Origin of the sequence: Dactylosporangium siamense, from assembly GCF_016862795.1 — a bacterium.
GTDB classification, from domain to species: Bacteria; Actinomycetota; Actinomycetes; order Mycobacteriales; family Micromonosporaceae; genus Dactylosporangium; species Dactylosporangium siamense.
Genome location: NZ_BONQ01000083.1, coordinates 204,116 through 227,114, shown reverse-complemented (window position 1 = coordinate 227,114; position 22,999 = coordinate 204,116). Strand labels below are relative to the sequence as shown.

Below are 22,999 nucleotides of genomic sequence, written 5' to 3'. Positions count from 1 at the left end.
CGTCACCGTGCGGGCACGCTCCGGGAGCGGTAGCGTAACGGCCTGGTGGTGCTGCGCTTTCCGCCTTCACGCCTCCCACGGTCGGGGACATCATGAGCGCGTTCGTCCAGCCTTCGCAGTACGCCCAACTCTCCCGCCACGTGAAACAGGCCGGCCTCCTCGAGCGCCGCGGCGGCTACTACGCGACCCGGATTGCGGCGGTCGGCGGGCTGCTGGTCGCCACCTGGACGGCGTTCGTGCTCATCGGCCAGTCCTGGTGGCAACTGCTCACCGCGGTGCTCCTGGCCGCCCTGTTCACGCAGGTCGGGTTCATCGGTCACGACGCCGGCCACCGCCAGATCTTCCGGTCCCGCCGCGCCAACGACCTCCTCGGCATCCTCCACGCCAACCTCGCCATCGGGCTGAGCTACGGCTGGTGGGTCGACAAGCACAGCCGGCACCACGCCAACCCCAACACCGAGGGCGCCGACCCCGACATCGTGGTCGTCCCGCTGGCCTTCAGCGCCCGCCAGGCCGCCGGCCTGCGCGGCCTGCGGGCCGCCTTCATCCGCGTGCAGGGCTACCTGTTCCTGCCGTTGCTGACCCTCGAGGCGATGAGCCTGCACCTCAGCAGTGTCCAGGCCGTGTTCCGGGCCAAACTGCGCCGCCGCCCGACCGAGATCACGCTGCTGGCCGCCCACGCCGTGCTGTACCTGACGGCGGTCTTCGTCGTCCTCAACCCCCTGCAGGGCCTGGTGTTCATCGCCGTGCACCAGGGCCTCTTCGGCATCTACCTGGGCAGCGCCTTCGCCCCGAACCACAAGGGCATGCCGATCCTCTCCGCCGACAACAACCTGGACTACCTGCGCCGACAGGTGCTCACGTCCCGCAACGTCCGCGGCGGCTGGCTCGTCGACACCGCGCTGGGCGGCCTGAACTACCAGATCGAGCACCACCTCTTCCCGAGCATGCCGCGCCCCAACCTGCGCCGGGCCCAGGTCCTCGTCCGGCGTTTCTGCGCCGAGAACGGCGTCGACTACTGCGAAACCAGCCTGTGGCGCTCGTGGCGCGAGGTGCTACGCCACCTGGACGGCGTAGGCGCGGCCCTCACCCCATCCCGGCGCTGACGTTCGCTCCGTGGCTTCCGTGGCTTCCGTGGCTTCCGTGGCTTCCTGGCGCCTGGCTTCCCTGGCGCCTGGCCTCCCTGGCTCGCCGCTAGCCTGCTTGGCGGTCCGGCTCGTCGGTCAGGTCGGCGGCGTCGAGCTTCAGCAGGCTGAGCAGGCCCGAGTTCTTCGCGGTGTCGATCTCGTCCGGCATTGTCCGGTCGACCCAGTCCGCTCGGTCGTTCTGCCCGCGGCTGCGTAGGACTTCGAGGATCTTGGATTTCGCTACGTTCATGGCTGCTCCCGAAGTGGTGACTGCTGGACGGTGGTCATCAGTCAGCCGGGAATCACCATCGCCTGCCCATCGAACGGGTTTGCCCATCGAATGGGCAGCGCGCCGGTAGAACGGACACGCCGACGGTGCGGCCAAAGGAAACGTCGCCCGGGGCCGGGCGGTACGCCAACTCTACCGCCTGTCCGACGACGAGGTCCCCGCCGGACAACGGCAGGCGTCACCGTCGGTTGCGCCCAGGCGTGGTGATTGACGTCGACCGGTCCGTGGCGGCATCCGATTGCGGTGTCGTGGTGGAACCGGCCGCCCGTGGTCACGGCGCCGCCCTGCCCCCCGACCGCGCCGACGTTTTGCCCGGCAATGTTCCGCGGGGAATTTCATGATGAGCCCGACCCGGGGCGTCGTCGAGCCCGCTGCCGCCGACGTGTTCGCGGTGGTGGCGGCGGGTGGTGCTGGCTACGGGGCGGGTAAGTGGCAGACGGCTTCGACGTTGTTGCCGTCGGGGTCGCGGAGGAAGGCGCCGAAGTAGTCGGGGTGATATTCGGGGAAGAGTCGTGGGGCGTGGAGGACCTCTGCGCCGAATGCGACGCCTGCCTCGTGGAAGGCGATGACCGTCGCGCGGTCGGCGGCGGAGAACGCGACGTGCACTTCGCGCTGGACGACGTCGATGGTGACCGGGCCGAGCCAGAAGTCGGGCTTGGTGACGCCGTAACCGGCGACGCCGGGGAACTCCATCATGCGTTTCGCGCCGAGCGGTGCGAGGACCGCGTCGTAGAACGCCTTGCTGGCGGTCAGGTCGGCTACCTGGATCCCGAGGTGGTCAAGCATGCTTCCAGTCTATGGAGACGACCGACAATTTCTTCCGGAATCGGCGGGTCAGCCGATGCGTTCGACCACGTTGCCGTCGCCGTCGCGGATGAGGGTTGGGCGGACGTCGACGATGAGGCCGGGGGCTTCCGGCACGGGGGAGACGCCGGCCAGGGGGACGAGCACGCCGGTCAGGTGATCCAGGGCCTCGTCCGTCAGAACGATCTTAAGTAGGACGGGGTCGCTGTTGGTACCGAGGCCGAAACTGCCGGACGAGAACTCGACGCTGCTGTCGGGGCCGTCGACGACCAGGCTTCGTCCGAAGCGGAGGCGACCACGCAGGACCGCGGCGATGCGCTCGACCGCGTGGGCGCCGACGATCAGGCGGTAGCCGTCGCCGTCCGGGAGCCAGGCGAACTCGGCGACGGCCAGGCTGCTGGTGGACGAACCGTCGCGACGGCGGCCAGCGGCGACCTTCTCTGCGAAGGCGGGGATGTCGGTGAGCGACTTGCGGCGCAGGTCGGTGACGAACAGTGGGGCGTGCCCGGCGACGAGGTTGAGCACCGCCTCCACGCTCCACGTCTGGGTGGCCGCGTATTCGTCCAGGGTCATGCCGAAGACCTGCAGGAACCGGACCTTGCCGAACGGGGCATCGATGACGCCGAGCTCCGGGTCCTCGACGAAGGCGATGGCGCGGATCAGGGTTTGGTACTCCAGCGCGATCGGCCCATTGAGATCCATCTGATGGTTGGGCGCGAAGCCGTTGCCACTGCTGAAGTTGTAGCGGGCCAGGTTCTGCAGGAAGTTGGCGGCCCAGACCGGCGGCTGGGTCTCGCCCGGCTGGCGGCGCACCCGGAACGTGAATTCGTATCCCCAGCCGGACCACTCCGCGTCCGGATTGGGCGCCGAATACAGCTCGCTCATGCCGTAACTGACGATGTGCCAGTGCGGCACCGGCGTTTCACGGGCGTAGAAGCTGATGCCATCCAGTGGATCCGGCCCGCCGAGCGACCATTTCAGCAGCGTGGCGTAGTGCTTGGGCTCGATGCCGGGGTAAAGGCGGTCGAGCGCGGCGTCGATGGCGTCCCAGCCAGGTGCGTCGGAGGTCACCAGCCGACCTAACCATAGTTCAGAAATCCTTCAACCCTTGCTGCGATTAGGGTTGAGGCATGGGTCGTACCATCGCGACAAACACTGACGTGGGCCGCTCCGAGCTGATCGAGTTCCTTTCGAGCCGGCACCGGGCGCTGGTCATCACCACCCGAGCCGACGGCCGCCCGCAGGCCTCACCCGTCACCAGCGGGGTCGACGCGCAGGGGCGGATCGTCATCTCGACGTATCCGGAGCGCGCCAAGATCCGCAACGCCCGCCGCGACAGCCGCGTCTCGGTCGTCGTGCTCTCCGACGAGTGGAACGGTCCCTGGGTCCAGGTCGACGGGGTCGCCGAGGTGCTGGACCTGCCGGAGGCGTTGGAGCCGCTGGTCGAGTACTTCCGCTGCATCTCCGGCGAGCATCCCGACTGGGACGAGTACCGCGAAGCGATGCGCCAGCAGGGCAAGTCGCTGCTGCGCGTCACGATCGAGTCGTGGGGTCCGATCGCCACGGGTGGGTTTCCGGCCCGGCTCGCGGACTGACCCCGCAGCGCACGGCTGCCTCCCTCGCCGGCACGGCTGCCCGCCGCACCGCGACCATGTGCCGGACCCGCGGCCTTGTGCCACGCCGCGTCACGGCCGTGCCGCGCCGCAACACCCGCGGCCTTGTGCCGCGCCGCAACACTCGCGGCCTTGTGCCGCGACGTGTCGCGGCCGTGGCGTGTGCGACGCATCGCGGTCGTGCCGCGCCGCGACCGTGTGCAACACCAGCGGCCTTGTGCCACGACGTGTCGCGGCCGTGGCGTGCGTGACGCGTCGCGGTCGTGCCGTGGCGTGACTGTGTGCCGCACCGTCGTGGGAGGCAGTCGCGGCGTGGCTATCCGGCGTGGCCGTCGACGGCGGTGAGGCCGTCGGCGAGGACGGACAGGGCGTCGTCCGGGCGGCGCATCGCGGTCAGCAGGTCGGCCAGGTCGAGGGAGAGCTGGGCGAGCTCGCGCCGGGGGCCGGTGCGGCGATGGATGGTGATCGCGGCGCGGAGGTGCCGCTCGGCCGCGTCGAGATCGCCGGCGTCCTGACTGAGCAGCGCCCGCACGCGATGAGCACGCGCCCGCCGCACATCAACCGCGGAGCCGCCGGCCGGCCCGTCCACGCCGCCCGGCCCGTCCACGCCGGCTGTCCCGTCCACGCCGCCCGGGTCGTCAGCTCCGCCCGGGTCGTCAACGCCAGCCGGCCCGTCAACGCCAGCCGGCCCGTCAACGTCGGCCAGTTCGTCAACGCCGCCCAGTCCGTTCGGGTCGACCAGCCGGTCGGCTGCCGACAGCAGGGCGCGCGCCGTCGCCGGGTCGCCCAGCGCACGATGCACCTCCGCCAGATCGACCATCGCGTCCAGCGCCGCCGGCCCCGTCGAACGCCGCCGCGCCGCGGTCAGATCCGTCAGCGCACCGGCCAGGTCGCCCGCCGAAAGCCGCCCCCGGGCCCGGATCCGCTGCGCCCCGGCGATCTCGTCCGCGAGCCACGACTCCAGGCTCGCGCCACCCGCCGCGACGAGCGCCGCCCGCGCCTCGGGCAGATGGTTCGACGCGGCAAGCGTCCGGGCCGTCGCCAGCTGCGCCTCGACCACGCCCGCTCCCGGTCCGGCCAGCGCCAGCGCGGTCTCCGCGGCCGCGGCGGCGTCCTCACCCAGGTCCGACTGGCACAACGCCAGCACGGCGTGGATCGCCAGCACCGACACGGGATCCGGCAGCCCGGCGCGGTGCAGCTCGTCGCGGAGGTCGGTCAGCAGGTACGCGGCATACCCCGGGTCGCCCTGCAGTCGCGCGCACAGGGCGAGCCCGACGACCGCCGACGTCCGCAGGTGGGCAAGGGTCGGTGGGATGAGACGTCGGGCCCGCTCGAAGTGAGCTGCGGCGTCGTCGGGAGTGGCGATCTTCAGGGCTCGGCGGCCCAGCACGACCTCGGCCGTGGCCCGGCGAACCGGGGGTTCGACCGGATCGGCGGCGCGGTGCTCGTACCAGAGCTGCGGTTGTCGCTCTTCAATCAGCTGGATCTCGATGGACAGTGCGTCGCCAGGGTGGCGGCCGGTGGTGAGCTGCGTGACGTCGACGGACAGGCGGTTGGCGAAGTGGGCGAGGGCGTCGTTGGACGGGACGCGATGACCGTTTTCGACGGATGAGACATAGGCGGCCGTGTAGTTGGGCTCGGCGAGGTCACGTTGGGTCAGCCCTTTGCCGGTGCGCAGGGCCAGGATCCGTCCGCCGATGCCGTCATTCATGTGGCGTCACCAACGGGCGGGCGGCGGCGAGAAGCCCCCGCCGGAAGCTCTCTGCCGCACCCTCGACGTTACCGGCAGCACGCCGCTGCTCGCCCAACAACCTGCTCGTCGTCACAAGTTCGGCGGTGAGTCCTGACTCCGCGTAACGATCGGCGGCCCTGCTGAGGAGTTGATCGGCGAATGGGTCGCCGGGAGAGCGGGCGCCGGCGATCCGGCCGAGGATGCGGTCCGCCTCGGCCATGCACTCCTGGTGCTGGGTGCGGTGGCAGATGCCGGCCGCCTCGGTGGCGAGCCGCTCCGCCCCGTCCAGGTCGCCGTCGAGGCGGCGCGCCTCGGCCAGCTCGAGGGTGGCGCCGGCCAGGTCCTGCACGGCGCCCACCTCGCGCAGGATGGCCCGGGCCTGCTCGAACCTCGCGGCGGCCTCGCCGACCCGGCCGACGCGGCGCAGGACGTACCCGTGTGCCCATTGGCAAATGCCGATCTCCCGGGTGAGGCCGAGATCGGTGTAGATGGCGAGGGCCTCACCGAGGAGCCGTTCGGTGTCGGCGAGGTCGTGATCACGCCGCAGCTGGGCGACGGTGACGCTGAACTGTGCCAGCCACTCGCGATTGCGCACCCTCGGCAGCAGCGGCAGCGCCTCGCGTTCGAGCCGGCGGGCGCGCTCGCGCCAGTCCAGCTCCAGAAACGTGTACACCAGCGCGCTGGTCAACCGGATCTGCGCGTCGGGATCGGGGTCGGCGTCGGCGCGGACGCTCCGCAACTCGGTCTCGAGCAACGTGATCGCCTCGCTGGTCGCGCCGGTGATCTGCAGGCAGTAGGCCTCGCGGGCGACCACCGCGGCGCGCAGGGTGACGTGCTGCGGCTCGAGCAACGTTTTCGCGGTGGTGTACAGCTGGATCGCCGCACCCACGTCACCCCTGTGCAGCTCGACGTCCCCGGCCAGGTGGACGGCCCGGCACCGCAGCTCGGGCAGCGCGTATCGGCGGGCCCGGCGCTCGACGTCAGCGGCCTTGGCGGCCGCGTCGCGCGTCCTGCCGCGGGACAGCTCGCGGCGCGCCTCGGCGAGCACGTCCGCCAGCACGTCGGCCGCGTCCGCGGGGCGCCCGTGGCGCAGGTCGTCGGCGTCGACCCCAAGCGTGCCCGCTATGTGGGCGAGCGTCTCGGCAGTCGGGACGCGGACGCCAGCCTCGATCGCGGCCAGGAACGCGCGGGTGTACCGCGGCTCGGCCAGCTCCCGTTGCGTCAGCCCACGCTCCAGGCGCAGCCGCCTGATCCGCGCGCCGAGCGACTCCTCCTCCGTCACCGCGCCACCTTCCCACATCAACTGCGTATTGACAGCCGCCTGTACGAGTCCTAGCGTTCACGCAACAACGACGGTAACTGGAGTTAATCAGCCAGTTGCGCACCCCCACAGTCTCCGGCATCGGGGTGCCGGGAGCCTCCCCCGCCCCGATGCCGGCCACCACCCTCCCTCCGGGAAGGAACTGCGATGCGCAGAACTGCCCTGGTGCTGTCCGTCACCGTGACCGCCGCCCTGGTCACGACCGGCGTACTCACCCACAACGCCCTCGCCGGCACCAACACCGCCGCCGCACCACCGCCCGGTGTGGCACCCGCCGTCTTCAACGCCCTGCAACGCGACCTGCACCTCACCCCGGCACAGGCCCGCGACCGGCTGACCCTCGACAGCCGCGCCGCGACCACCCAGCAGGTGCTGCGCAAGACCCTCGGCGCCGGCTACGGCGGCACCTGGGTCAGCACCGACGGCCGGTCGGTCGCCGTCGGCGTCACCGACCTCGCGCAGTCGAAGGCCGTGCACAACCTCGGCGCCACCCCGGTCCTGGTCGGCCGCAGCGAGGCGCAGCTCAACGACATCGTCGCCCGGCTCGACCAACACGCCGCCGCCGCGCCGCGAACCGTCAAGGGTTGGTACGCCGACCTGCGCGCCAACGCCGTCGTCGTCCTCGGATCCGCGGCGACGGGCTTCCTGGCCGCGGCCGCCGTCGACCCGTCGGCGGTCAGGGTCGAGGCGACGAGCGAGGACCCGAAGCCGTACATCGACGTGGTCGGCGGCAACGCGTACTACATCGGCAGCGGCACCAGGTGCTCGATCGGGTTCTCCGTCACCGGCGGCTTCGTCTCCGCCGGCCACTGCGGCACCACCGGCGCCCGCACCACCCAGCCGAGCGGCACGTTCCGCGGTTCGAGCTTCCCCGGCAACGACTACTCGTGGGTGCAGGTCGACGCTGGCAACACCCCACGCGGCCTGGTGAACAACTACAGCGGCGGCACCGTCGCCGTGGCCGGCTCGACCGAGGCGGCCGTCGGCGCGTCCGTCTGCCGCTCCGGCTCCACGACGGGCTGGCGCTGCGGCACGATCCAGCAGAAGAACGCCTCCGTCACGTACTCCCAGGGCACCGTGACCGGCCTCGTGCGCTCCAACGCCTGCGCCGAACCCGGCGACTCCGGCGGTTCATGGCTGTCCGGCACCCAGGCGCAGGGTGTGACCTCCGGCGGCTCCGGCAACTGCACCTCCGGAGGCACCATGTACTACCAGCCGGTCAACGAGATCCTGCAGGCCTACGGACTGACCCTCATCACCTCGGGTGGCGGCCCGAGCCCCACCGCAACGGCCACGACGACCCCGCCGCAGGGCGGAACGTGGGCACCGAACACCGCATACGCGACCGGCGCGACCGTCACCTACGGCGGCCGGTCCTACCGCTGCCTGCAAGGACACACCTCGCAGGTCGGCTGGGAGCCGCCGAACGTCCCGGCTTTGTGGTCGTAGTTCGCTTGGTCTGAGTTCGCGGGAATGGGGAGGAGCGGGCCCGACAGCGTCGTCGGGCCCGCTCCGTGTTTCGCTGTCCAACGCTGTTTTGCTGTCCAACGCTGTCCAGGATCGCGAGGGCGGCCCGGCCCGATCGGGCACGATCGCGCTCCTGGGTGTTCTGGTTGGGCGGGCTTGCCTTGGGGCGGCCCGCGTCGGTGGTCCGTCGCCGTCGGCAGTGCGTTTGCGGTGATCGTCGTCCCCGGCGGTTTCAGCGCTGTCAGGTGGCGACGGGCCACCGCAGGCCGTCGACCGTCGGTGTGTCGAGGTCCTTCAGCCTGGTCCGGACCTCGGCCGCCTTCGGGTGGGCCAGGCGGTCGAGTGTCTCGACGGCGCGCTGCCACGCCAGCCGGGCCGCGTCCCACCGCCCGGCGGCGGCCCAGGTGTCGCCGAGCCGGATCGAGGTGTCGGCCTCGTTGAAGCGGTCACCCTGCTCCGCGTACAGCAGTAATGCGTCCTGATAGCGCTCGATCGCCTGGTCGTGCTCGCCGAGCCGGTGATGGATGTAGCCGAGGCTGTCGAGGGTCGCCGCGACCCCGGCCGCGTCCCGGAGCCCCCGCTGCAGCTCCAGGGCCTCCTCACAGCATTCCAGCGCCAGGTCGTGGTCGCCGAGCCGGGCGTGGTGCCAGCCGGCCGAGTTGAGCGCCCTCGCCTGGCCGACCGGGTCGTCGGCCAGCCGGAACAGGTCCAGCGCCCGCTCGTCGTGCGCAACGGCCTCCGCGAACCGGTCCTGCGTCTCCAGCAGCCAGGCGAGGGCGTGCTGGCACCTGGCCGCCCCGGCGTGGTCCGCATGCTCGACGAACAGGTCGAACGCCACCTGAAGGTGCCGCCGCGCCTCGACGTGCCGTCCACTGCGGATGTACCCGCTGGACAGGCTCCGGTGCGCCAGCGCAAGGGCCGCCGTGTCACCCAGCCGCTCGGCGGCGCCGACCGCGGCCCGTTGCGTCGCGATCCAGTCGCCCCAGTGCCCACCCCGGTCGAGGTGGTCAGCCATCGCCCAGGCCAGCCGCCACGCCTCCCGGTCGAACCCGCACGCAACCGCCACCTGCACCGATGCGATGAGCGCCCGCCGCTGCGCCGCGAACCACTCCGCAGCCGCCGCCTCGTCGGCAGGCTCGTCCACGGAGGTGGGCGCGTTGACGGAGGCGTGCCCGTTCACGGAGGCGAGCCCGCCGTCCACGGGAGCGTGCTTGCCCACGGGGGTGAGCCCGTTCACGGGGGTGAGCCCGTCCACGGAGGCCGCCCCGCCGTCCACGGAGGCGAGGTCCGGCACCACCATGTCGCGATCGCCATGCGCCGGTGACCGGTCCGTCCGCACGGCCGTTCGCCCGGGCCGATGGGGCTCGCCTGCGTCGGCCTCGCCGGAACCGGTGAAGGGCGCCAGCCGCGGCCGGGTGGCCTGCGGCGCGGAAGAAGGCGGCGCAGAAGAAGACGGGGCGGAGGACGGCGACGCGGAAGAAGGCGGCGCAGAAGAAGACGGGGCGGAGGACGGCGACGCGGAAGAAGGCGGCGCGGAAGGAAACGGGGCGGAGGACGGCGTCGCGGAGGAAGGCGGCGCGGAAGAAGATGGGGCGGAAGGCGGCGGCGGGGAAGGCGGCGGTGGGGAGGGAAACGGCGTGGCGGGATCGTGGGGTGGGGTGGGGACGGTGGGGTTGAGGCCGGCTGGGTGGCGGGACGGGTTGAGGACCATGGCGGCCGTGGTGGCGGCGCGGGTGTAGTGCTCGATGAGACGGCGGCGGGCGGCGGCGCGCTCCTGAGCGGGCTCGTCCTGGTGGGCCAGGCCTGACGCATAGGCGCACAGCAGGTCGTGCATGCCGAAGCGGCCGGGGCGGGGTTCGGTGATGAGCTGGGCGCGGATGAGCTCGGCCAGCAGAGGACGGACGGCGGCGACGGACAGGCCGGCGAGCGCCGCGGCGGCGGGGATGCCCAGCTCGGGGCTCGGGTGCAGGCCGCCCAGGCGGAACAGGCGCTGGGCCGGCGGGGTGAGTCGCTGATAGGACCAGGAGAAGACGGTCTCGACGTCGGCCTTCGGGTCGTCGGAGCGCAGGGCGTCGAGGCGGCCATGGGCGCTGGACAGCTCGGCGGCGATCGCCGCGAGGCTGAAGTCGGGGTGCAGGGCGGCGCGGGCGGCGACGACGGACAGGGCGAGGGGCAGCCGGGCGCAGGCGGCGACGATGCTGTCGACCGCCTCGGGCTCGCGGGCGGTGCGGGCGGCGCCGATGCGGCCGGCGAGCAGCGTGCGGGCGTCGGCGGCGTCGAGCAGGTCGAGGGTCACCGGTCGGGCGCCGTCGATCGTGACCAGGGCGGGAAGATCGATGCGACTGGTGATCAGGACGAGGCTGCCCCCGCCACCAGCGACGCCACCGATGATCCCACCGGCACTGCCGCCGCCGATCCCACCGGCACCGGCACCGCCACTCCCACCGCCATCAGCACCGCCACCGCCACCACCACCACGGCCGCCACCGCCACCGCCATCAGCACCGCCACCGCCACCGCCGCCATCAGCACCGTCACCGCCACCACCGCCATCAGCATCGCCACCGCCGCCATCAGCACCGCTACCACCGCCGCCGCCATCGCCAGCGGCGCCGTCGCCGGCGGGGAGCAGAGGGCGGACCTGCTCGGCGGTCGCGGCGTTGTCGAGCACGATCAGCATCTGCTTGTCGCGCAGCAGGCCGCGATACATGCCGGCGCGGGACTGCGGCTCGGCCGGAACCTGGGCGGGCGGGACCCCGAGCAGGCCGAGGGCGACGCTCAGCGCATCGGCCGGAGCGACCGGGTCGCGGCTGCTCGGCCCGAAGCCGCGCAGATCCAGGAACAGCTGTCCGTCGGGGAAGAGCCCGGCGACCCGGTGCGCCCAATGCACCGCGAGCGCGGTCTTGCCGACGCCGGCCGTGCCGGACAGCACGATTGGCCGCCGGTCGGCGGTGAGCCGGTCGAGCAGGGCCAGCTGCCAGGTCCGGCCGGCGAACGTCACCAGGTCGGCGGGCAGCTGCCGGGGCGCGACCCCGGACCGGTCGCGAGGGGCCTGCACGGTGTGGTCCGCGGCGCGCTGCTCCTCGACCCGGTCGCGGGCCGAGGCCAGGGCGGCCTGCTCCGACGGGGTGGCGCCGAGCAACCGCACGAGATCGTCGAAGCGGTCCGTCGGCGGCAGGACCCTTCCGGCCAGGTATTCGCCGATGATCCCGTGTGACCAGCCGGTGCGGGCGGCGAGCTGCCGGTAGGTCAGCGGGGGACGGCCGGTGGCGCGGGCCTGCCGGCGGCGCAGGTCGCGCAGGAGGTTCGCCAACGCCGGCCTGGTTGTCACCGTCGCGGGGCTGTCCTGCATGTCGTCCACTGCCGCGATCCTCGTCTACCGCTCGTCCCGCAAAACCTACCGTTCGACTTGCGAAATCAACCGCTCGTCTCGCAGCACCCAGTGTCGCCGGTCATTGCAACCTGCGCACCTCGCGGGGCAGGCTGCGCATCCAGGACCGCAGCAGGGGCGCGACGGTGCGGGTCAGCGGGCTCGCCGGCGCGTCGTCGATCGGCGACGCCCCGGTGAGCGACAGGTGCTCGCCGGCGAAGACGAACGGGTCGATCAGCGGCGTCGGCCGGTGCCGGTCGTGGGCGTCGCTGCGCTCGAGCGCGTCCTCGACCAGGGCCCGGAAGTCGGCCGGCGGCACGTCCTCACGGACGGCGCGGATCGCCTCGTGCAGGTGGCGGCGCACGCCGAGCTGCTGCTCGTGGGCCGGGGAGCCGACGCCGACGAGGAACGTCAGGTAGGTGCGGACGAGTCTGCCGTCGGTGCGGTCCAGGTAGCACTCGACGGACTTGGTCCAGCCGGCGCGGGCGACGGAGAAGCCGAGCCCGACGTGGGTGCCGTCGGCGGCGACGAGGCGGTGGCAGCCGCCGGCGCGCAGCGGGCCGGCCAGCTCCGGCGACCAGACGGGCCGGTGGGCGCCGGCCGCGACCATCCGCTCGACGGTGGCGGCGGCCGCGGCGGCGACCCGGCCGCCCGCGACGCTGCCGAGGCCGAGCACGACCGCGGGGGCCATGGGCGTGACCGCTCGCTCGAAGCTGGGGATCACGTCGGAGAGCAGGACCGCCTCGAGGGTGCCGCCGGCGGTGACGGAGGCCATCGGGTCGCCGATGGTGAGCGCGGCCATCGACACGAACGCCGCGCCGGCGAACTCGGCGTCGGTCGGGTCGTCGTCGGGGACGAGCGCCGCGGGGCCGCCGAGGATGCGCCGCAGGAGGGGGTCGACGTCACCGACGACCGCCGCGAACAGGCCCGGTGGGCCGGCCGCGGTCGAAGGAGCCCGCCGGTGCGGCGTGCGGCGGTGGACGGACTGCTGGCGATGTCTGCGTTTGTGGCTACGACCACGACTCCCCGGACCCATGCCTGCAGTCTGCACCCACCCACCGACAAAAAATCGGATCACGCACCCCGGAACGCCCGCCGATATGCGTGCGGACCAGTACCGATGATGCGTTTGAACCTGTCCCGGAATGCGGTCGGCGAGCCGAACCCGACCTGGGCCGCGATCCGCTCCACGGGGTCGGTGGTCGCTTCGAGGAGGTGCTGCGCCCTGCGGATCCGCGCCCGGTGCAGCCACTGCAACGGGGTCGTGCCGGTCTGGTCGCGGAAGCGCCGGTTGAGGGTGCGCACGCTCATGCCCGCCCGCGCGGCCAGCCGGTCCAGGGTGAGCTCGCGGGCCAGGTTGTCCTGCATCCAGCGCAACAACGGCTCGAGCTCGGCGCCCTGCGGCGTCGGCGGTTGGTCGCGCACGATGAACTGCGCCTGCCCGCCCTCCCGTTCCAGCGGCATCACCGACAGCCGGGCCGCGTCGGCGGCGACCGCGGAGCCGTGGTCCCGGCGGATCAGGTGCAGGCACAGGTCCAGGCCGGCCGCCGCGCCCGCCGACGTGAGGATCTGGCCGTTGTCGATGTACAGGACATCGGGATCGACCGTGACGGCCGGATACGCCCGAGCGAGCTCAGCGGCGGCGACCCAGTGCGTGGTCGCCCGGAGCCCGTCGAGCAGGCCGGCCGCGGCGAGGATGAACGCCCCGGAGCAGATCGAGGCGATCCGGGTCCCCGCCGCGGCGGCCGAACGCAACGCGTCCACCACATCCGGCCGGACCGCGGCCGAAGGGTCGGCGCAACCAGGCACGATGACCAGCGCCGCAGAAGACATAACCGATAAATCCGATAAATCGGTGAGCCGGAACCCACCCGCCGACACCGACCGAAGCGGCGAGCACACCACGACCCGATACGCCCCAGCACCCGACGGCAGCCGGGTCCGCCCGAACACCTCGAGCGGCGTCGACAGGTCGAACGGAATCACCCCGTCAAGGGCCAGCACCGCGACCGTCCGCATGGCCAGAACCTACCCCCGGCCCCCGAAACTGCCACGACGATGGCAGGAACCGGCGGTCAGCTGGCCGGAACCGTCACCAACGATGACAGCAGCGCAGCCAGGTCGTCCGGCCGGCTGAACATGGCCCAATGCCCGGTGGGCAGCTCGTGGACGCGGTAGTCCCGGCGGTCGAGCCCGCTGAAGAACGGATGTCCCGCGTCGATCATCTGATGCACGACCTCGGCCGCGAACGTCGTGCACAGCAGGTCCGTCGGCGGCTGCGAGGCGCTGTCCAGCCGCAACGGCTGCCGGGCGCTCGCCAGCGGGTGCGGGACCGCCCGCGCGAGGATCGAGTCCGTCAGGCCGTCGAGGCCGGCGAACTGCACCGGGTCGTCGGCCGGGTCGAACGACGGCGGCGGGATGAACTCGCCGTCCACTGTGGCCGGTCCGCCCATGTCGGCCTGCGAGACGCCGTCGGGCAGCGGCCCGCTGTCCACATAGATCACCCGGGCGACCTGGCCGGGAATCCGGTCGGCCGCGCCACGAACGGGCAGCCCGCCATAGCTGTGCCCGACCAGCACCACGTCCTCCGCGCCGGCAACGGCGGATGTCACCTGCCCGATGTGGGTGTCGAGGGTCGCCCCGGCGGTCATGTCGAGGTCCAGTGCGGTCACGTCGTGGCCGGCCGCCCGCAGTCGCGCGGAGACCGCGTCCCACGCCCAACCACCGAGCCACATGCCCGGCACCAGGATGAATTTCGTCATGGCATGACCGTAGAACTGAATCCGGGCCGATTCCGCCCTGATATAAAGACCGGGTGGCGCAGTCCACCGAAAAGGTCCTCGCGATGCTGGAGCTGCTGCAGGCGCAGCCCGGCCTGACCGGCCCTGAGCTGGCCCGTCGTCTCGAGGTCGACGGTCGCACCGTCCGCAGGTATGTGGGCACCCTCGTCGACCTGGGCGTGCCGGTCCAGGCGGACCGTGGCAGGTATGGCGGTTACCGGTTGCTACCCGGCTACAAGCTGCCGCCGCTGATGTTCACCGACGACGAGGCCGTCGCCGTCGTGTTCGGCCTGCTCGTCGCCGCCCGGCAGGGAGTGACGACGCCCCTGGCGCTCGCGAAGATCGAGCGGGTCCTGCCGGCGAAGCTGCGGGAGCGGGTCCAGGCGGTCCGCGAGACGCTCGGCTTCACCGCGCCCGCCCGCGACTCGGCGCCACCGCCGGCCGGCCACCTCCTGGTGCTGGGTGAGGCGACCCGCGCGCACCGCCGGATCCGGGTGACCTACCGGTCCTGGCGCGGAGACGACACCGAACGCGACTTCGACCCCTATGGCGTCGTCGTCCACAACGGACGGTGGTACACCGCCGGCCATGACCACCGCAGCGGTGAGGTCCGCACGCTGCGGCTGGACCGGATCCGTTCGATCAAGAGCCTGGAGGTGTACTTCCAGCCGCTGGCCGGATTCGACCCGGTCGCGCACGTGGTGGCCGGGCTGGCCGCGGTGCCGTACCAGCACGACGTCGAGGTGCTGCTCCACACGGGACTGGTCGAGGCGGCCCGGCGCATCCCGGCCACGGTCGGCACGCTCGCCGAGCACCCGGACGGCGTCCTGCTGACGTGCCGGGCCGAGCACCTGGACGGGATGGCGCAGATGCTGGCCGGCCTCGGCTGGGGGTTCACCATCCACCGCCCCGACGAACTGCGCCACGAGGTCATGGCGCTGGCCCGCCGCCTGGAAAGGGCCGGGTCAGTCGTGCGCGAGGGTCGTGCTGAGGACGACGGCCGCGACCAGTGAACCGACCATGATCCAGACCAGTCGCCAGGTCCACTTGTGGGCGAAGTTGAGCGTCCAGCCGGCGCCCTGGCGTTTCGGCACGAACAGCGCCGGATCGTCGGGGTTGACGTAGAAGTTGCCGCGCCACGCGCGCGGGTCGGCGCTCATCCCGCGGGCGTTGCCGCCGTCGCGACGCTTCGGTGCGGGGACCGCGACGATCGCGAGGGCGAGGACGGCGACCATGAAGGCGATCGCGAGAAGCTCGGCCAAGGCTGCGTGGTTCACCATTCGAGCGTGCCACCGCTTGTCACGGTTCGGAAGAGCAACGTGTCAGAAGGTATGACCGCTGCACGTCGTTGCCGGCGAGTTCGGCCGCCCGGCGGAACGCCTCCCTGGCCTCCGGCTCGCGGTCGAGCCGCCGCAGCAGATCCCCTCGCACGGTGTGAAAGACGTGGTAGCGGGCCAGGTCAAGGGCGTCCACGAGATCCAGCGCCGCGGCCGGTCCGGTCACCTCCGCGACGGCGACGGCACGGTTCAGCGCCACAACCGGCGTCGGTGACAGGTGCAGGAGCTGGTCGTACAACTGCAACACCTGCTGCCAATCGGTGCCGGGCCCGTCCGTGTGGACGGCGTTGATCGCCGCCTGCAGCTGATAGACGCCCGGGCGGTCGCGGGCCAGGCACTGCCTGACGAGCAGGTGGCCTTCGGCGATCAGGCGTTGATCCCAGCGGCTGCGGTCCTGGTCGCGCAGGAGGACGAGCTCGCCGCCGGGATTCGTGCGTGCGGGCCGGCGCGCCTCCGTGAGCAGCATCAGCGCGAGCAGGCCGGTGACCTCGGGCTCGTCCGGCATCAGCTCGTGCAGCAGCCGGCCGAGCCGGATCGCCTCCGCGCACAGGTCGTCGCGGATCAGCCGGTCGCCGGAGCTGGCCGCATATCCCTCGTTGAAGATCAGGTAGATGACGGCGAGGACGGGTCGCAGCCGCTCGGGCAGTCGCTCCGCCGGGGGCACGCGGAACGGGATCCCGGCGTCGCGGATCTTCTGCTTCGCCCGGACGATCCGCTGCGCGACGGTCGACTCCGGCACCAGTAGCGCGTGCGCGATCTCCGTGGTGGTGAGCCCGCCGAGCAGGCGGAGGGTGAGGGGCACCTGTGCGCTCGTCGGCAGCGCCGGGTGGCAGCAGATGAAGATCAGGCGGAGGCGGTCGAGCGGCTCCGGGGTGTCACCTGCCTGCAGCAGAGCGGCCTCGCGGTGCCGGTCCTCGCGTTTCGCCTCACGGCGCAGCCGGTCGACGGCCCGGTTGCGGGCGGTGGTGATGATCCAGCCGGCCGGGCTCGGCGGCGGGCCCGACTGCGCCCAGTGCTGGACCGCCGCGGCGAAGGCCTCCTGGACCGCCTCCTCGGCGAGGTCGAGGTCGCCGAGGAGGCGGACCAGGACGGCGACCGCTCGGCCGTACTGCTCCCGGAAGGCCTGCTCGACCGGGTCCGCCGTCACCGGAACGGCCGCACCTCGATCGGCAGGCGCGTGGCACGCATCGCCTTGCCGGCCCATTCGAGCGCCTCGTCGAGGTCCTCGACGGCGATCACACAGAAGCCGCCGAGGTGTTCCTTGCCCTCGATGAACGGCCCGTCGCTCAGCAGCACGCCGTCGTCCTTCGGCCGCAGCACGGTGGCGGTGCCGGGTGGGAGCAGGCCACCCGAGAACACCCACACGCCCGCGTCGCGGAGACCCTGGTCGAACGCGTCCACGTCGGCCTCGATCTCCGCCATCTCCTGCGGCGTCGGGGGATTGCCCTCACTGGGTTCGATCACGCTGAGCAGATACCGCCTCATGGGCACCTTTGTACCGCAGGTCCCACGTATTCTTTTCTGCGGCATCTTCACGGAAGGGGTTTCACGTGAGCAGCGAAACGCTGGAGTTCCAGGCCGAGACGCGGCAGCTCCTGCAATTGATGGTCCACTCGATCTACTCGAACAAGGACATCTTCCTGCGGGAGCTGATCTCCAATGCATCGGATGCCCTGGACAAGCTCCGGCTCGAGTCGCTCATCGACAAGGATCTTGTCGCGGACACCGACGACCTGCACATCACCCTCGCGGTTGACGCCGAGGAGCGGACGCTGACCGTCCGGGACAACGGGATCGGCATGTCCCGCGACGACGTCATCCAGCTCATCGGCACGATCGCGAAGTCGGGCACGGCCGAGATGCTGCGCAAGCTGCGCGAGTCGAAGGACGCCACCGCCAAACAGGAGCTCATCGGGCAGTTCGGCGTCGGGTTCTACTCGACGTTCATGGTCGCCGACAAGGTCACGCTGGTGACCCGGCGGGCCGGCCACACCGGCGGCACCCGATGGGAGTCCACCGGCGAGGGCACGTATGAGATCGAGGCCGCCGACGACGCGCCGCAGGGCACCTCCGTCACGCTGCACCTCAAGCCCGAGGACACCGACGACCAGCTGCACGACTACGCCGTGGACCGCAAGGTCCGCGAGATCGTCAAGCGCTACTCGGACTTCATCGCCTGGCCCATCCGCATGGAGGGCTCCACCGAGGCGCTGAACTCGATGAAGGCGCTCTGGGCCCGCCCCCGTAGCGAGGTCAGCGACGAGGAATACCACGAGTTCTACAAGCACGTCTCGCACGACTGGACCGACCCGCTCGAGACGATCCACATGAAGGCGGAGGGCACCTTCGAATACGAGGCCCTGCTGTTCATCCCGTCGCGGGCACCGTTCGACCTGTTCAGCCGCGACGGCAAGCACGGCGTGCAGCTCTACGTGAAGCGCGTCTTCATCATGGACGACTGCGAGGCGCTGACCCCGCAATACCTGCGGTTCGTGAAGGGCGTCGTCGACGCGCACGACCTGTCGCTCAACATCTCCCGCGAGATCCTGCAGCAGGACCGGCAGATCCAGGTCGTGCGGCGGCGCCTCGTCAAAAAGGTGCTGTCGACACTGACCGAGCTGCGCGGGAAGGACTCGGATCGATATGGGACCTTCTGGGGGGAGTTCGGCCGGGCGCTCAAGGAAGGCCTGCTCGACGACGCCGACAACCGCGACACCCTGCTCGACCTGCTCCTCCTGCCGTCCACCGCGTCCGGCGAGCTGACCACGCTGCGCGACTACGTGTCGCGGATGAAGGAGGACCAGAAGGACATCTACTTCATGACCGGCGAGTCGCGGGCGATGGTCGAGCACTCGCCGCACATGGAGGCGTTCCTCGCCAAGGGCTACGAGGTGCTGATCCTCACCGACCCGGTCGACGAGGTGTGGGTCGAGCGGGTCAACGAGTTCGACGGCAAACCGCTGCAGTCGATCGCGAAGGGGCAGGTCGACCTCGGTGCCTCGGAGACGCCCGCCGAGCAGCAGGAGGAGTTCGCGCCGCTGCTGACCTGGCTCGGCGAGACGCTCCAGGACGACGTCAAGGAGGTCCGGCTCTCCTCGCGGCTCACCACCTCGGCGGCGTGCATCGTCGGCGACGCGCACGACATCACGCCGACGCTGGAGAAGATGTACCGGGCGATGGGGCAGGAAATGCCGCACACCAAACGGATCCTGGAGCTGAACCCGGCGCATCCGCTGGTCACGGGTCTGCGTTCGGCGCTTTCCGGCGACGATCGCGACGGTCTCGAGGAGACGGCGGAGCTGCTCTACGGGGTTGCGCTGCTCGCCGAGGGCGGGGAGCTCACCGACCCGTCCCGGTTCACCCGGCTGGTGGCCGACCGCCTGGCGCGCACGCTGTGACCGCGTCGGCTTCCGTGGAGACCCTGCTGGCCGCCGAGCGGCGCCTGCAGGCCGCGCAGCTGGCCGGTGACGCGGCGGTCCTCGACGAGCTGATCGACGAGCGGCTCGTCTTCACCGGCCCTGACGGCGTGCTGTACCGCAAGGAGGACGACCTCCTCCTGCACCGCACCGGTGCGCAGAAGATGACGGCGGTGCAGGAGGAGGACCTGCTCTCGCTGGTCGACGGGCGGACCGGGGTGACCTGGTTCGTGGGCCGGCTGGCGGGCACGTTCAAGGGCAACGATTTCGACGGGCGGCTGCGGTACACCCGCACGTGGCTGCACGACGACGCCTCCGGCTGGAGAGTGATCGCGGGGCACGCCAGCGCGATCTGACCCGCGGGTCGTCACGCTCGTGCTCATCTCGTCCGGCGGCGACGTGCTCGGCGCGTTGCCGCCGTTCGAGGTCGAGGTGCCGTGGGGTACGCCGGCTTCCTCGAGAACATCGAGCCAGATGAGTGGCTGTGTCACCTCGAAGGCGTCCCGAGCTGCCTGAACGAAGCCGTCGAAAATTTTGTCGTACCGATGCTGTAAAACTACCGGCGTCAAGGATCGTCCGACGCTGGAGGTCGATGGCTGTGGACGTGGAGAGGCGCTCAGTGGCGCCCATCATCCCGCCGGTGAAGCCCCGCAAGCTGGCCAAGGTGCCGTTCGTCGAGCTGGCCGACGGGCGGTTGCAGGGAGTCGTGTCGAGCGGCTCCGACGTGGAGCGGGTCTATGTCTCCTCGATCGGGGCCGGCAGCCACGGGTTGAGCTGCAGCACCAACAACAACCGGCCCTGCGGCGGGCTGCGCGGCTCCTATCCGTGCAAGCACCTGCAGGCGCTGCTCGACGAGGCGGTGCTGCAGTATGGCGCCGACCGGGTCGCCCGCTACCTGCGCATCGACGTCGAGGAGGGCAGGAGCCTCACCGCCGGCTTGCGCGCGCACCATGAGCCGTCCCCGGCGGCGACCGTGTTCAGCAGCTTCCTGCGCCACCTGGCCTATCTGGAGTTGCCCGACACCACGGCACCGGTGCCCGAGCTGCACTGGTTCCCGTCGGTCGGGGCGGCGCACTGATGCTTCCCACCCAGCTCAGCGCCCTGCTCGCCGATCCTGCCCCGGGTGTGCCCGAGGCGCTGGATCTCGTTTCATCCTTCGACCAGGGTCTCGTCGACGGCCTGGCCCGGGTGTCGCCGTCGGCGTTCGGCGGCCTCGTCGACGCGTTCGCCGGCAGCCCGCTGCGGGACCGGGTCGCCGAGGCCGCCGACAAGATCGCCGCCGGGTCGATCTCCGACGAGCACCTGTTCGTCCTCGCCGGCGCCCGGTCGGCGCTGTTCGGGGCCGTGCACGACGCGCTGCTCGGCCAGGCCGACGCCGCGCTCGGCCGGACCCGCGCGTCGTGGCCGGGCGGCTCCGGCGACGCCGCCACCGCGGCCAACCTGCTCGCCGGGAGCCGGTCGTGGCTGCGGGAGCTCGCCATCACCGGCTGGCGCGGTGTCGACCACGACCTGGTCACCGCCGCGGGACAGACCATCGAGGCGGCGCTGGCCGAGCCCCGGCTGCGGCGGCTCGCGACGCTGCTCGACGGGCTCGCGGCCGAGCTGCGCGCGTGCAGCCCGATCGCGACCATGGACCGGCTGCCGGTCCGGCGGTGGGGCGACCTGTGGAGCCGCGCGATGCTGCTCGCGCAGGACGGCGGCCGGCTCACCCCGTCCGAGCCGGTCACCGGGCGGCTGCTGGTCCTCGGCGCCGACGTGCACGAGCACGCCACCGCGGTGCAGATCCAGGTGCACGGCATCCTGGAGACGCCGGGCACCGCGCCGCGGCTGGTGCGCACCAGCGTGGCCGCGCCGAAGGTCGACACCATCGTCGGCCCGGCCGTGTGGCGGCTGTTCGCGGCGCATCCGGTGCTGCTGGGCGCGCTCGCGGAGCGGCTGACGCTCGACGTCACCGACCTGCCGCTGCTCGACAGCGGCGACCTGCTGTGGAGCGACGCGCGGGCCAAGGCCGGACCGCCGGCGGACCCGTTCGCCACCGCCCGGGTGCTGCTCGCCGGCGCGGCCGCCCCGGCGGTGCCGCCGCTGGAGCGCCACCCGGCCCGCATCAGCGAGCCGGTGTTCGTCGAGGGCTACACGGCCGTCGACGGGGCGTTCACGCTCGGGGACCGGACGATCGCGGTCGACACGACCCGGCTGCCGTCCTGCGGGCCGCTGACCCCGCAGCTCGTCGCCGCCTCGCACGCCTGCATCGGGCTGCTGCGGTGGGACGACGGCGGGTGGTCGCTGCAGCCGATCGCGGTGCTCACCATGGTCAAGCGCCAGCCCGTCGGGGTGCACACCACCGACTGGGCGCTCGGCCCGACCGACCCGAAGGTGGTCAAGGCGGCCGCCGCGGCCGGCGACGCGGTCGCGGTGCTGCGCGAGCGGGCCGGAAGGTTGCTGCGCAAATGAGTGATGAGAACCGTCGCCAGGTTCTGTACTGGCGGATGCTGGCCCGTGTCTTCGACGCCGACGAGCAGCATGCCCTCGAGTCGGCGAGCGTCGCCATCGTCGAGGACATCGGCCTGCCCGCGGCGCTGCTCGACCCGGGCGTCTCCGTGGACAACCTGGTGCAGCGCCACCCCGACCTGGCGGGTGCGTTCGACGGGCTGATGGCACCCGCTGACGACACCCCGCAGGGCGACGAGGTCCGGCGCGCGGCGCTCGTGTCGAAGCTGCTCATCAACGTGTTCGCGACCGGCAGCGGCAACGTGAGCGCCACCCAGCTGGCCAACTGGCAGGCCGACGCCGGCTGGTTCGAGCGGGCCCTCGGCATGGACCCGGGCGAGCTGCGCGGCCGGCCCAACGCCGGTGGTCTCGCCGGTGTTCTCGGCGGGCTCGAAGGCGACCTGGTCAAGCGGATGCACCTGCGGGAGGTCCTCGCCAACCCGGCCCTGGCCAAGCAGCTGACGCCGAGCATGTCGCTCATCGAGCAGCTGCTGCGCGACAAGAGCAACCTGTCGGGCGTGGCCCTCGCCAACGCGAAGGCGCTGATCCGCCGGTTCGTCGACGAGGTCGCCGAGGTGCTGCGCACCCAGGTGCAGCAGAGCAGCGCCGGCGTGATCGACCGGTCGGTGCCACCGAAACGGGTCTACCGCAACCTCGACCTCGAGCGCACCATCTGGAAGAACCTGACCAACTGGAGCCCCGAGGACGAGCGGCTCTACGTGGACCGGCTCTTCTACAAGCAGACCGCGAAGCGCACCACGCCGGCCCGGCTCATCGTGGTCGTCGACCAGTCCGGTTCGATGGTCGACTCGATGGTCAACTGCACCATCCTCGCTTCGATCTTCGCCGGGCTGCCGAAGGTCGACGTGCACCTCATCGCCTATGACACGCGGGCGCTGGATCTGACCCCATGGGTGCACGACCCGTTCGAGGTGCTGCTGCGCACCTCGCTCGGCGGCGGCAACGACGGCCCGGTCGCGATGGCGATGGCCCGGCCGAAGATCGCCGACCCGGCCAACACAGTGATGGTCTGGATCTCCGACTTCTACGAGTTCGACCGCTCCCAGCCGCTGCTGGAAGGCATCCAGGCGGTGCACCGGTCCGGCGTCAGGTTCATCCCGATCGGCTCCGTCAGCAGCGGCGGCCAGCAGAGCGTCAACCCGTGGTTCCGCCAGCGGTTCAAGGACATGGGCACGCCCGTGATCTCCGGCCACATCCGCAAGCTCATCACCGAACTCAAGAACTTCCTCGCATAG

21 protein-coding genes are annotated in these 22,999 nt (G+C 71.7%); 9 read left to right on the top strand and 12 right to left on the bottom strand.

Features of this window, described 5'->3' with window-relative positions:
* The first annotated feature begins 92 nt into the window (after positions 1-92).
* A complete protein-coding gene (locus Dsi01nite_RS27960) occupies positions 93-1,106 on the top strand; it encodes a fatty acid desaturase family protein (protein WP_203849245.1) in 1,014 nt (337 codons plus the stop codon).
* An 88-nt stretch (positions 1,107-1,194) separates the two neighbouring features.
* Here the strand turns inward: Dsi01nite_RS27960 and Dsi01nite_RS27955 are convergent, their stop codons facing one another.
* The 3 genes from Dsi01nite_RS27955 to Dsi01nite_RS27945 all read right to left on the bottom strand — a co-directional run bounded on the left by Dsi01nite_RS27955 (position 1,195) and on the right by Dsi01nite_RS27945 (position 3,291).
* A complete protein-coding gene (locus Dsi01nite_RS27955) occupies positions 1,195-1,377 on the bottom strand; it encodes a hypothetical protein (protein ID WP_203849244.1) in 183 nt (60 codons plus the stop codon).
* A gap of 453 nt (positions 1,378-1,830) precedes the next feature.
* On the bottom strand, positions 1,831-2,202 hold the full coding sequence (locus Dsi01nite_RS27950; protein WP_203849243.1) for a VOC family protein: 372 nt from the start codon (positions 2,200-2,202) through the stop codon (positions 1,831-1,833).
* Positions 2,203-2,250: 48 nt separating this feature from the next.
* Positions 2,251-3,291, bottom strand: coding sequence for a suppressor of fused domain protein (locus Dsi01nite_RS27945; RefSeq protein ID WP_203849242.1), 1,041 nt, complete (start codon positions 3,289-3,291; stop codon positions 2,251-2,253).
* A gap of 59 nt (positions 3,292-3,350) precedes the next feature.
* Here Dsi01nite_RS27945 and Dsi01nite_RS27940 point away from each other — a divergent pair, with 59 nt between their 5' ends.
* Positions 3,351-3,815 carry a PPOX class F420-dependent oxidoreductase gene (locus tag Dsi01nite_RS27940; RefSeq protein WP_203849241.1) on the top strand — a complete coding sequence of 155 codons (465 nt, stop codon included), beginning with the start codon at positions 3,351-3,353 and terminating at the stop codon, positions 3,813-3,815.
* A gap of 334 nt (positions 3,816-4,149) precedes the next feature.
* On the opposite strand, the gene Dsi01nite_RS27935 is transcribed toward Dsi01nite_RS27940, so the two are convergent.
* Positions 4,150-5,544 (bottom strand): helix-turn-helix domain-containing protein, encoded by a 1,395-nt coding sequence (locus Dsi01nite_RS27935; RefSeq protein WP_203849240.1) that lies wholly within the window; start codon positions 5,542-5,544, stop codon positions 4,150-4,152.
* Positions 5,537-6,847 carry a helix-turn-helix domain-containing protein gene (locus Dsi01nite_RS27930; protein WP_203849239.1) on the bottom strand — a complete coding sequence of 437 codons (1,311 nt, stop codon included), beginning with the start codon at positions 6,845-6,847 and terminating at the stop codon, positions 5,537-5,539. Before Dsi01nite_RS27930 ends, Dsi01nite_RS27935 begins: the two co-directional genes overlap by 8 nt.
* A gap of 186 nt (positions 6,848-7,033) precedes the next feature.
* On the opposite strand from Dsi01nite_RS27930, the gene Dsi01nite_RS27925 reads away from it, so the two are divergent.
* Positions 7,034-8,335: a carbohydrate-binding protein gene (locus Dsi01nite_RS27925; protein ID WP_203849238.1), complete on the top strand. Its 1,302-nt coding sequence runs from the start codon at positions 7,034-7,036 to the stop codon at positions 8,333-8,335.
* Between the two features lie 259 nt (positions 8,336-8,594).
* Here the strand turns inward: Dsi01nite_RS27925 and Dsi01nite_RS27920 are convergent, their stop codons facing one another.
* From Dsi01nite_RS27920 to Dsi01nite_RS27905, 4 genes are all read right to left on the bottom strand, one after another.
* Positions 8,595-11,705, bottom strand: coding sequence for a tetratricopeptide repeat protein (locus Dsi01nite_RS27920; protein ID WP_239136236.1), 3,111 nt, complete (start codon positions 11,703-11,705; stop codon positions 8,595-8,597).
* A 100-nt stretch (positions 11,706-11,805) separates the two neighbouring features.
* Positions 11,806-12,759: a hypothetical protein gene (locus tag Dsi01nite_RS27915; RefSeq protein WP_203849236.1), complete on the bottom strand. Its 954-nt coding sequence runs from the start codon at positions 12,757-12,759 to the stop codon at positions 11,806-11,808.
* Positions 12,760-12,797: 38 nt separating this feature from the next.
* Positions 12,798-13,742, bottom strand: coding sequence for a GlxA family transcriptional regulator (locus Dsi01nite_RS27910; protein WP_203849235.1), 945 nt, complete (start codon positions 13,740-13,742; stop codon positions 12,798-12,800).
* A 56-nt stretch (positions 13,743-13,798) separates the two neighbouring features.
* Entirely contained in the window at positions 13,799-14,485 is a 687-nt protein-coding gene (locus Dsi01nite_RS27905) for an alpha/beta fold hydrolase (RefSeq protein WP_203849234.1), read from the bottom strand.
* 53 nt (positions 14,486-14,538) lie between these two features.
* Here Dsi01nite_RS27905 and Dsi01nite_RS27900 point away from each other — a divergent pair, with 53 nt between their 5' ends.
* Positions 14,539-15,516 carry a helix-turn-helix transcriptional regulator gene (locus Dsi01nite_RS27900; RefSeq protein WP_203849233.1) on the top strand — a complete coding sequence of 326 codons (978 nt, stop codon included), beginning with the start codon at positions 14,539-14,541 and terminating at the stop codon, positions 15,514-15,516.
* On the opposite strand, the gene Dsi01nite_RS27895 is transcribed toward Dsi01nite_RS27900, so the two are convergent.
* Genes Dsi01nite_RS27895 through Dsi01nite_RS27885 form a run of 3 tightly spaced genes read right to left on the bottom strand, consistent with a single transcriptional unit; the run spans position 15,469 to position 17,325 of the window.
* Positions 15,469-15,765, bottom strand: a complete 297-nt coding sequence (locus Dsi01nite_RS27895) for a DUF5808 domain-containing protein (RefSeq protein ID WP_203849232.1) — start codon at positions 15,763-15,765, stop codon at positions 15,469-15,471. The genes Dsi01nite_RS27900 and Dsi01nite_RS27895 overlap by 48 nt on opposite strands.
* Before the next feature lie 37 nt (positions 15,766-15,802).
* On the bottom strand, positions 15,803-16,987 hold the full coding sequence (locus tag Dsi01nite_RS27890) for an RNA polymerase sigma factor (RefSeq protein ID WP_239136223.1): 1,185 nt from the start codon (positions 16,985-16,987) through the stop codon (positions 15,803-15,805).
* Entirely contained in the window at positions 16,984-17,325 is a 342-nt protein-coding gene (locus tag Dsi01nite_RS27885) for a YciI family protein (RefSeq protein ID WP_203849230.1), read from the bottom strand. Before Dsi01nite_RS27885 ends, Dsi01nite_RS27890 begins: the two co-directional genes overlap by 4 nt.
* A gap of 65 nt (positions 17,326-17,390) precedes the next feature.
* On the opposite strand from Dsi01nite_RS27885, the gene htpG reads away from it, so the two are divergent.
* From htpG to Dsi01nite_RS27860, 5 genes are all read left to right on the top strand, one after another.
* Entirely contained in the window at positions 17,391-19,238 is a 1,848-nt protein-coding gene (htpG, locus tag Dsi01nite_RS27880; RefSeq protein WP_203849229.1) for a molecular chaperone HtpG, read from the top strand.
* A gap of 14 nt (positions 19,239-19,252) precedes the next feature.
* The gene (locus Dsi01nite_RS27875; RefSeq protein ID WP_239136222.1) at positions 19,253-19,612 is read left to right on the top strand and encodes a nuclear transport factor 2 family protein; all 360 of its coding nucleotides are present in this window, start codon (positions 19,253-19,255) and stop codon (positions 19,610-19,612) included.
* A 236-nt stretch (positions 19,613-19,848) separates the two neighbouring features.
* A complete protein-coding gene (locus Dsi01nite_RS27870) occupies positions 19,849-20,334 on the top strand; it encodes a hypothetical protein (protein ID WP_373318847.1) in 486 nt (161 codons plus the stop codon).
* Complete coding sequence (locus tag Dsi01nite_RS27865; RefSeq protein ID WP_203849227.1) at positions 20,334-21,707, top strand: hypothetical protein; 1,374 nt, start codon at positions 20,334-20,336, stop codon at positions 21,705-21,707. Before Dsi01nite_RS27870 ends, Dsi01nite_RS27865 begins: the two co-directional genes overlap by 1 nt.
* Positions 21,704-22,999, top strand: a complete 1,296-nt coding sequence (locus tag Dsi01nite_RS27860; RefSeq protein ID WP_203849226.1) for a VWA domain-containing protein — start codon at positions 21,704-21,706, stop codon at positions 22,997-22,999. The genes Dsi01nite_RS27865 and Dsi01nite_RS27860 overlap by 4 nt, the downstream gene beginning before the upstream one ends.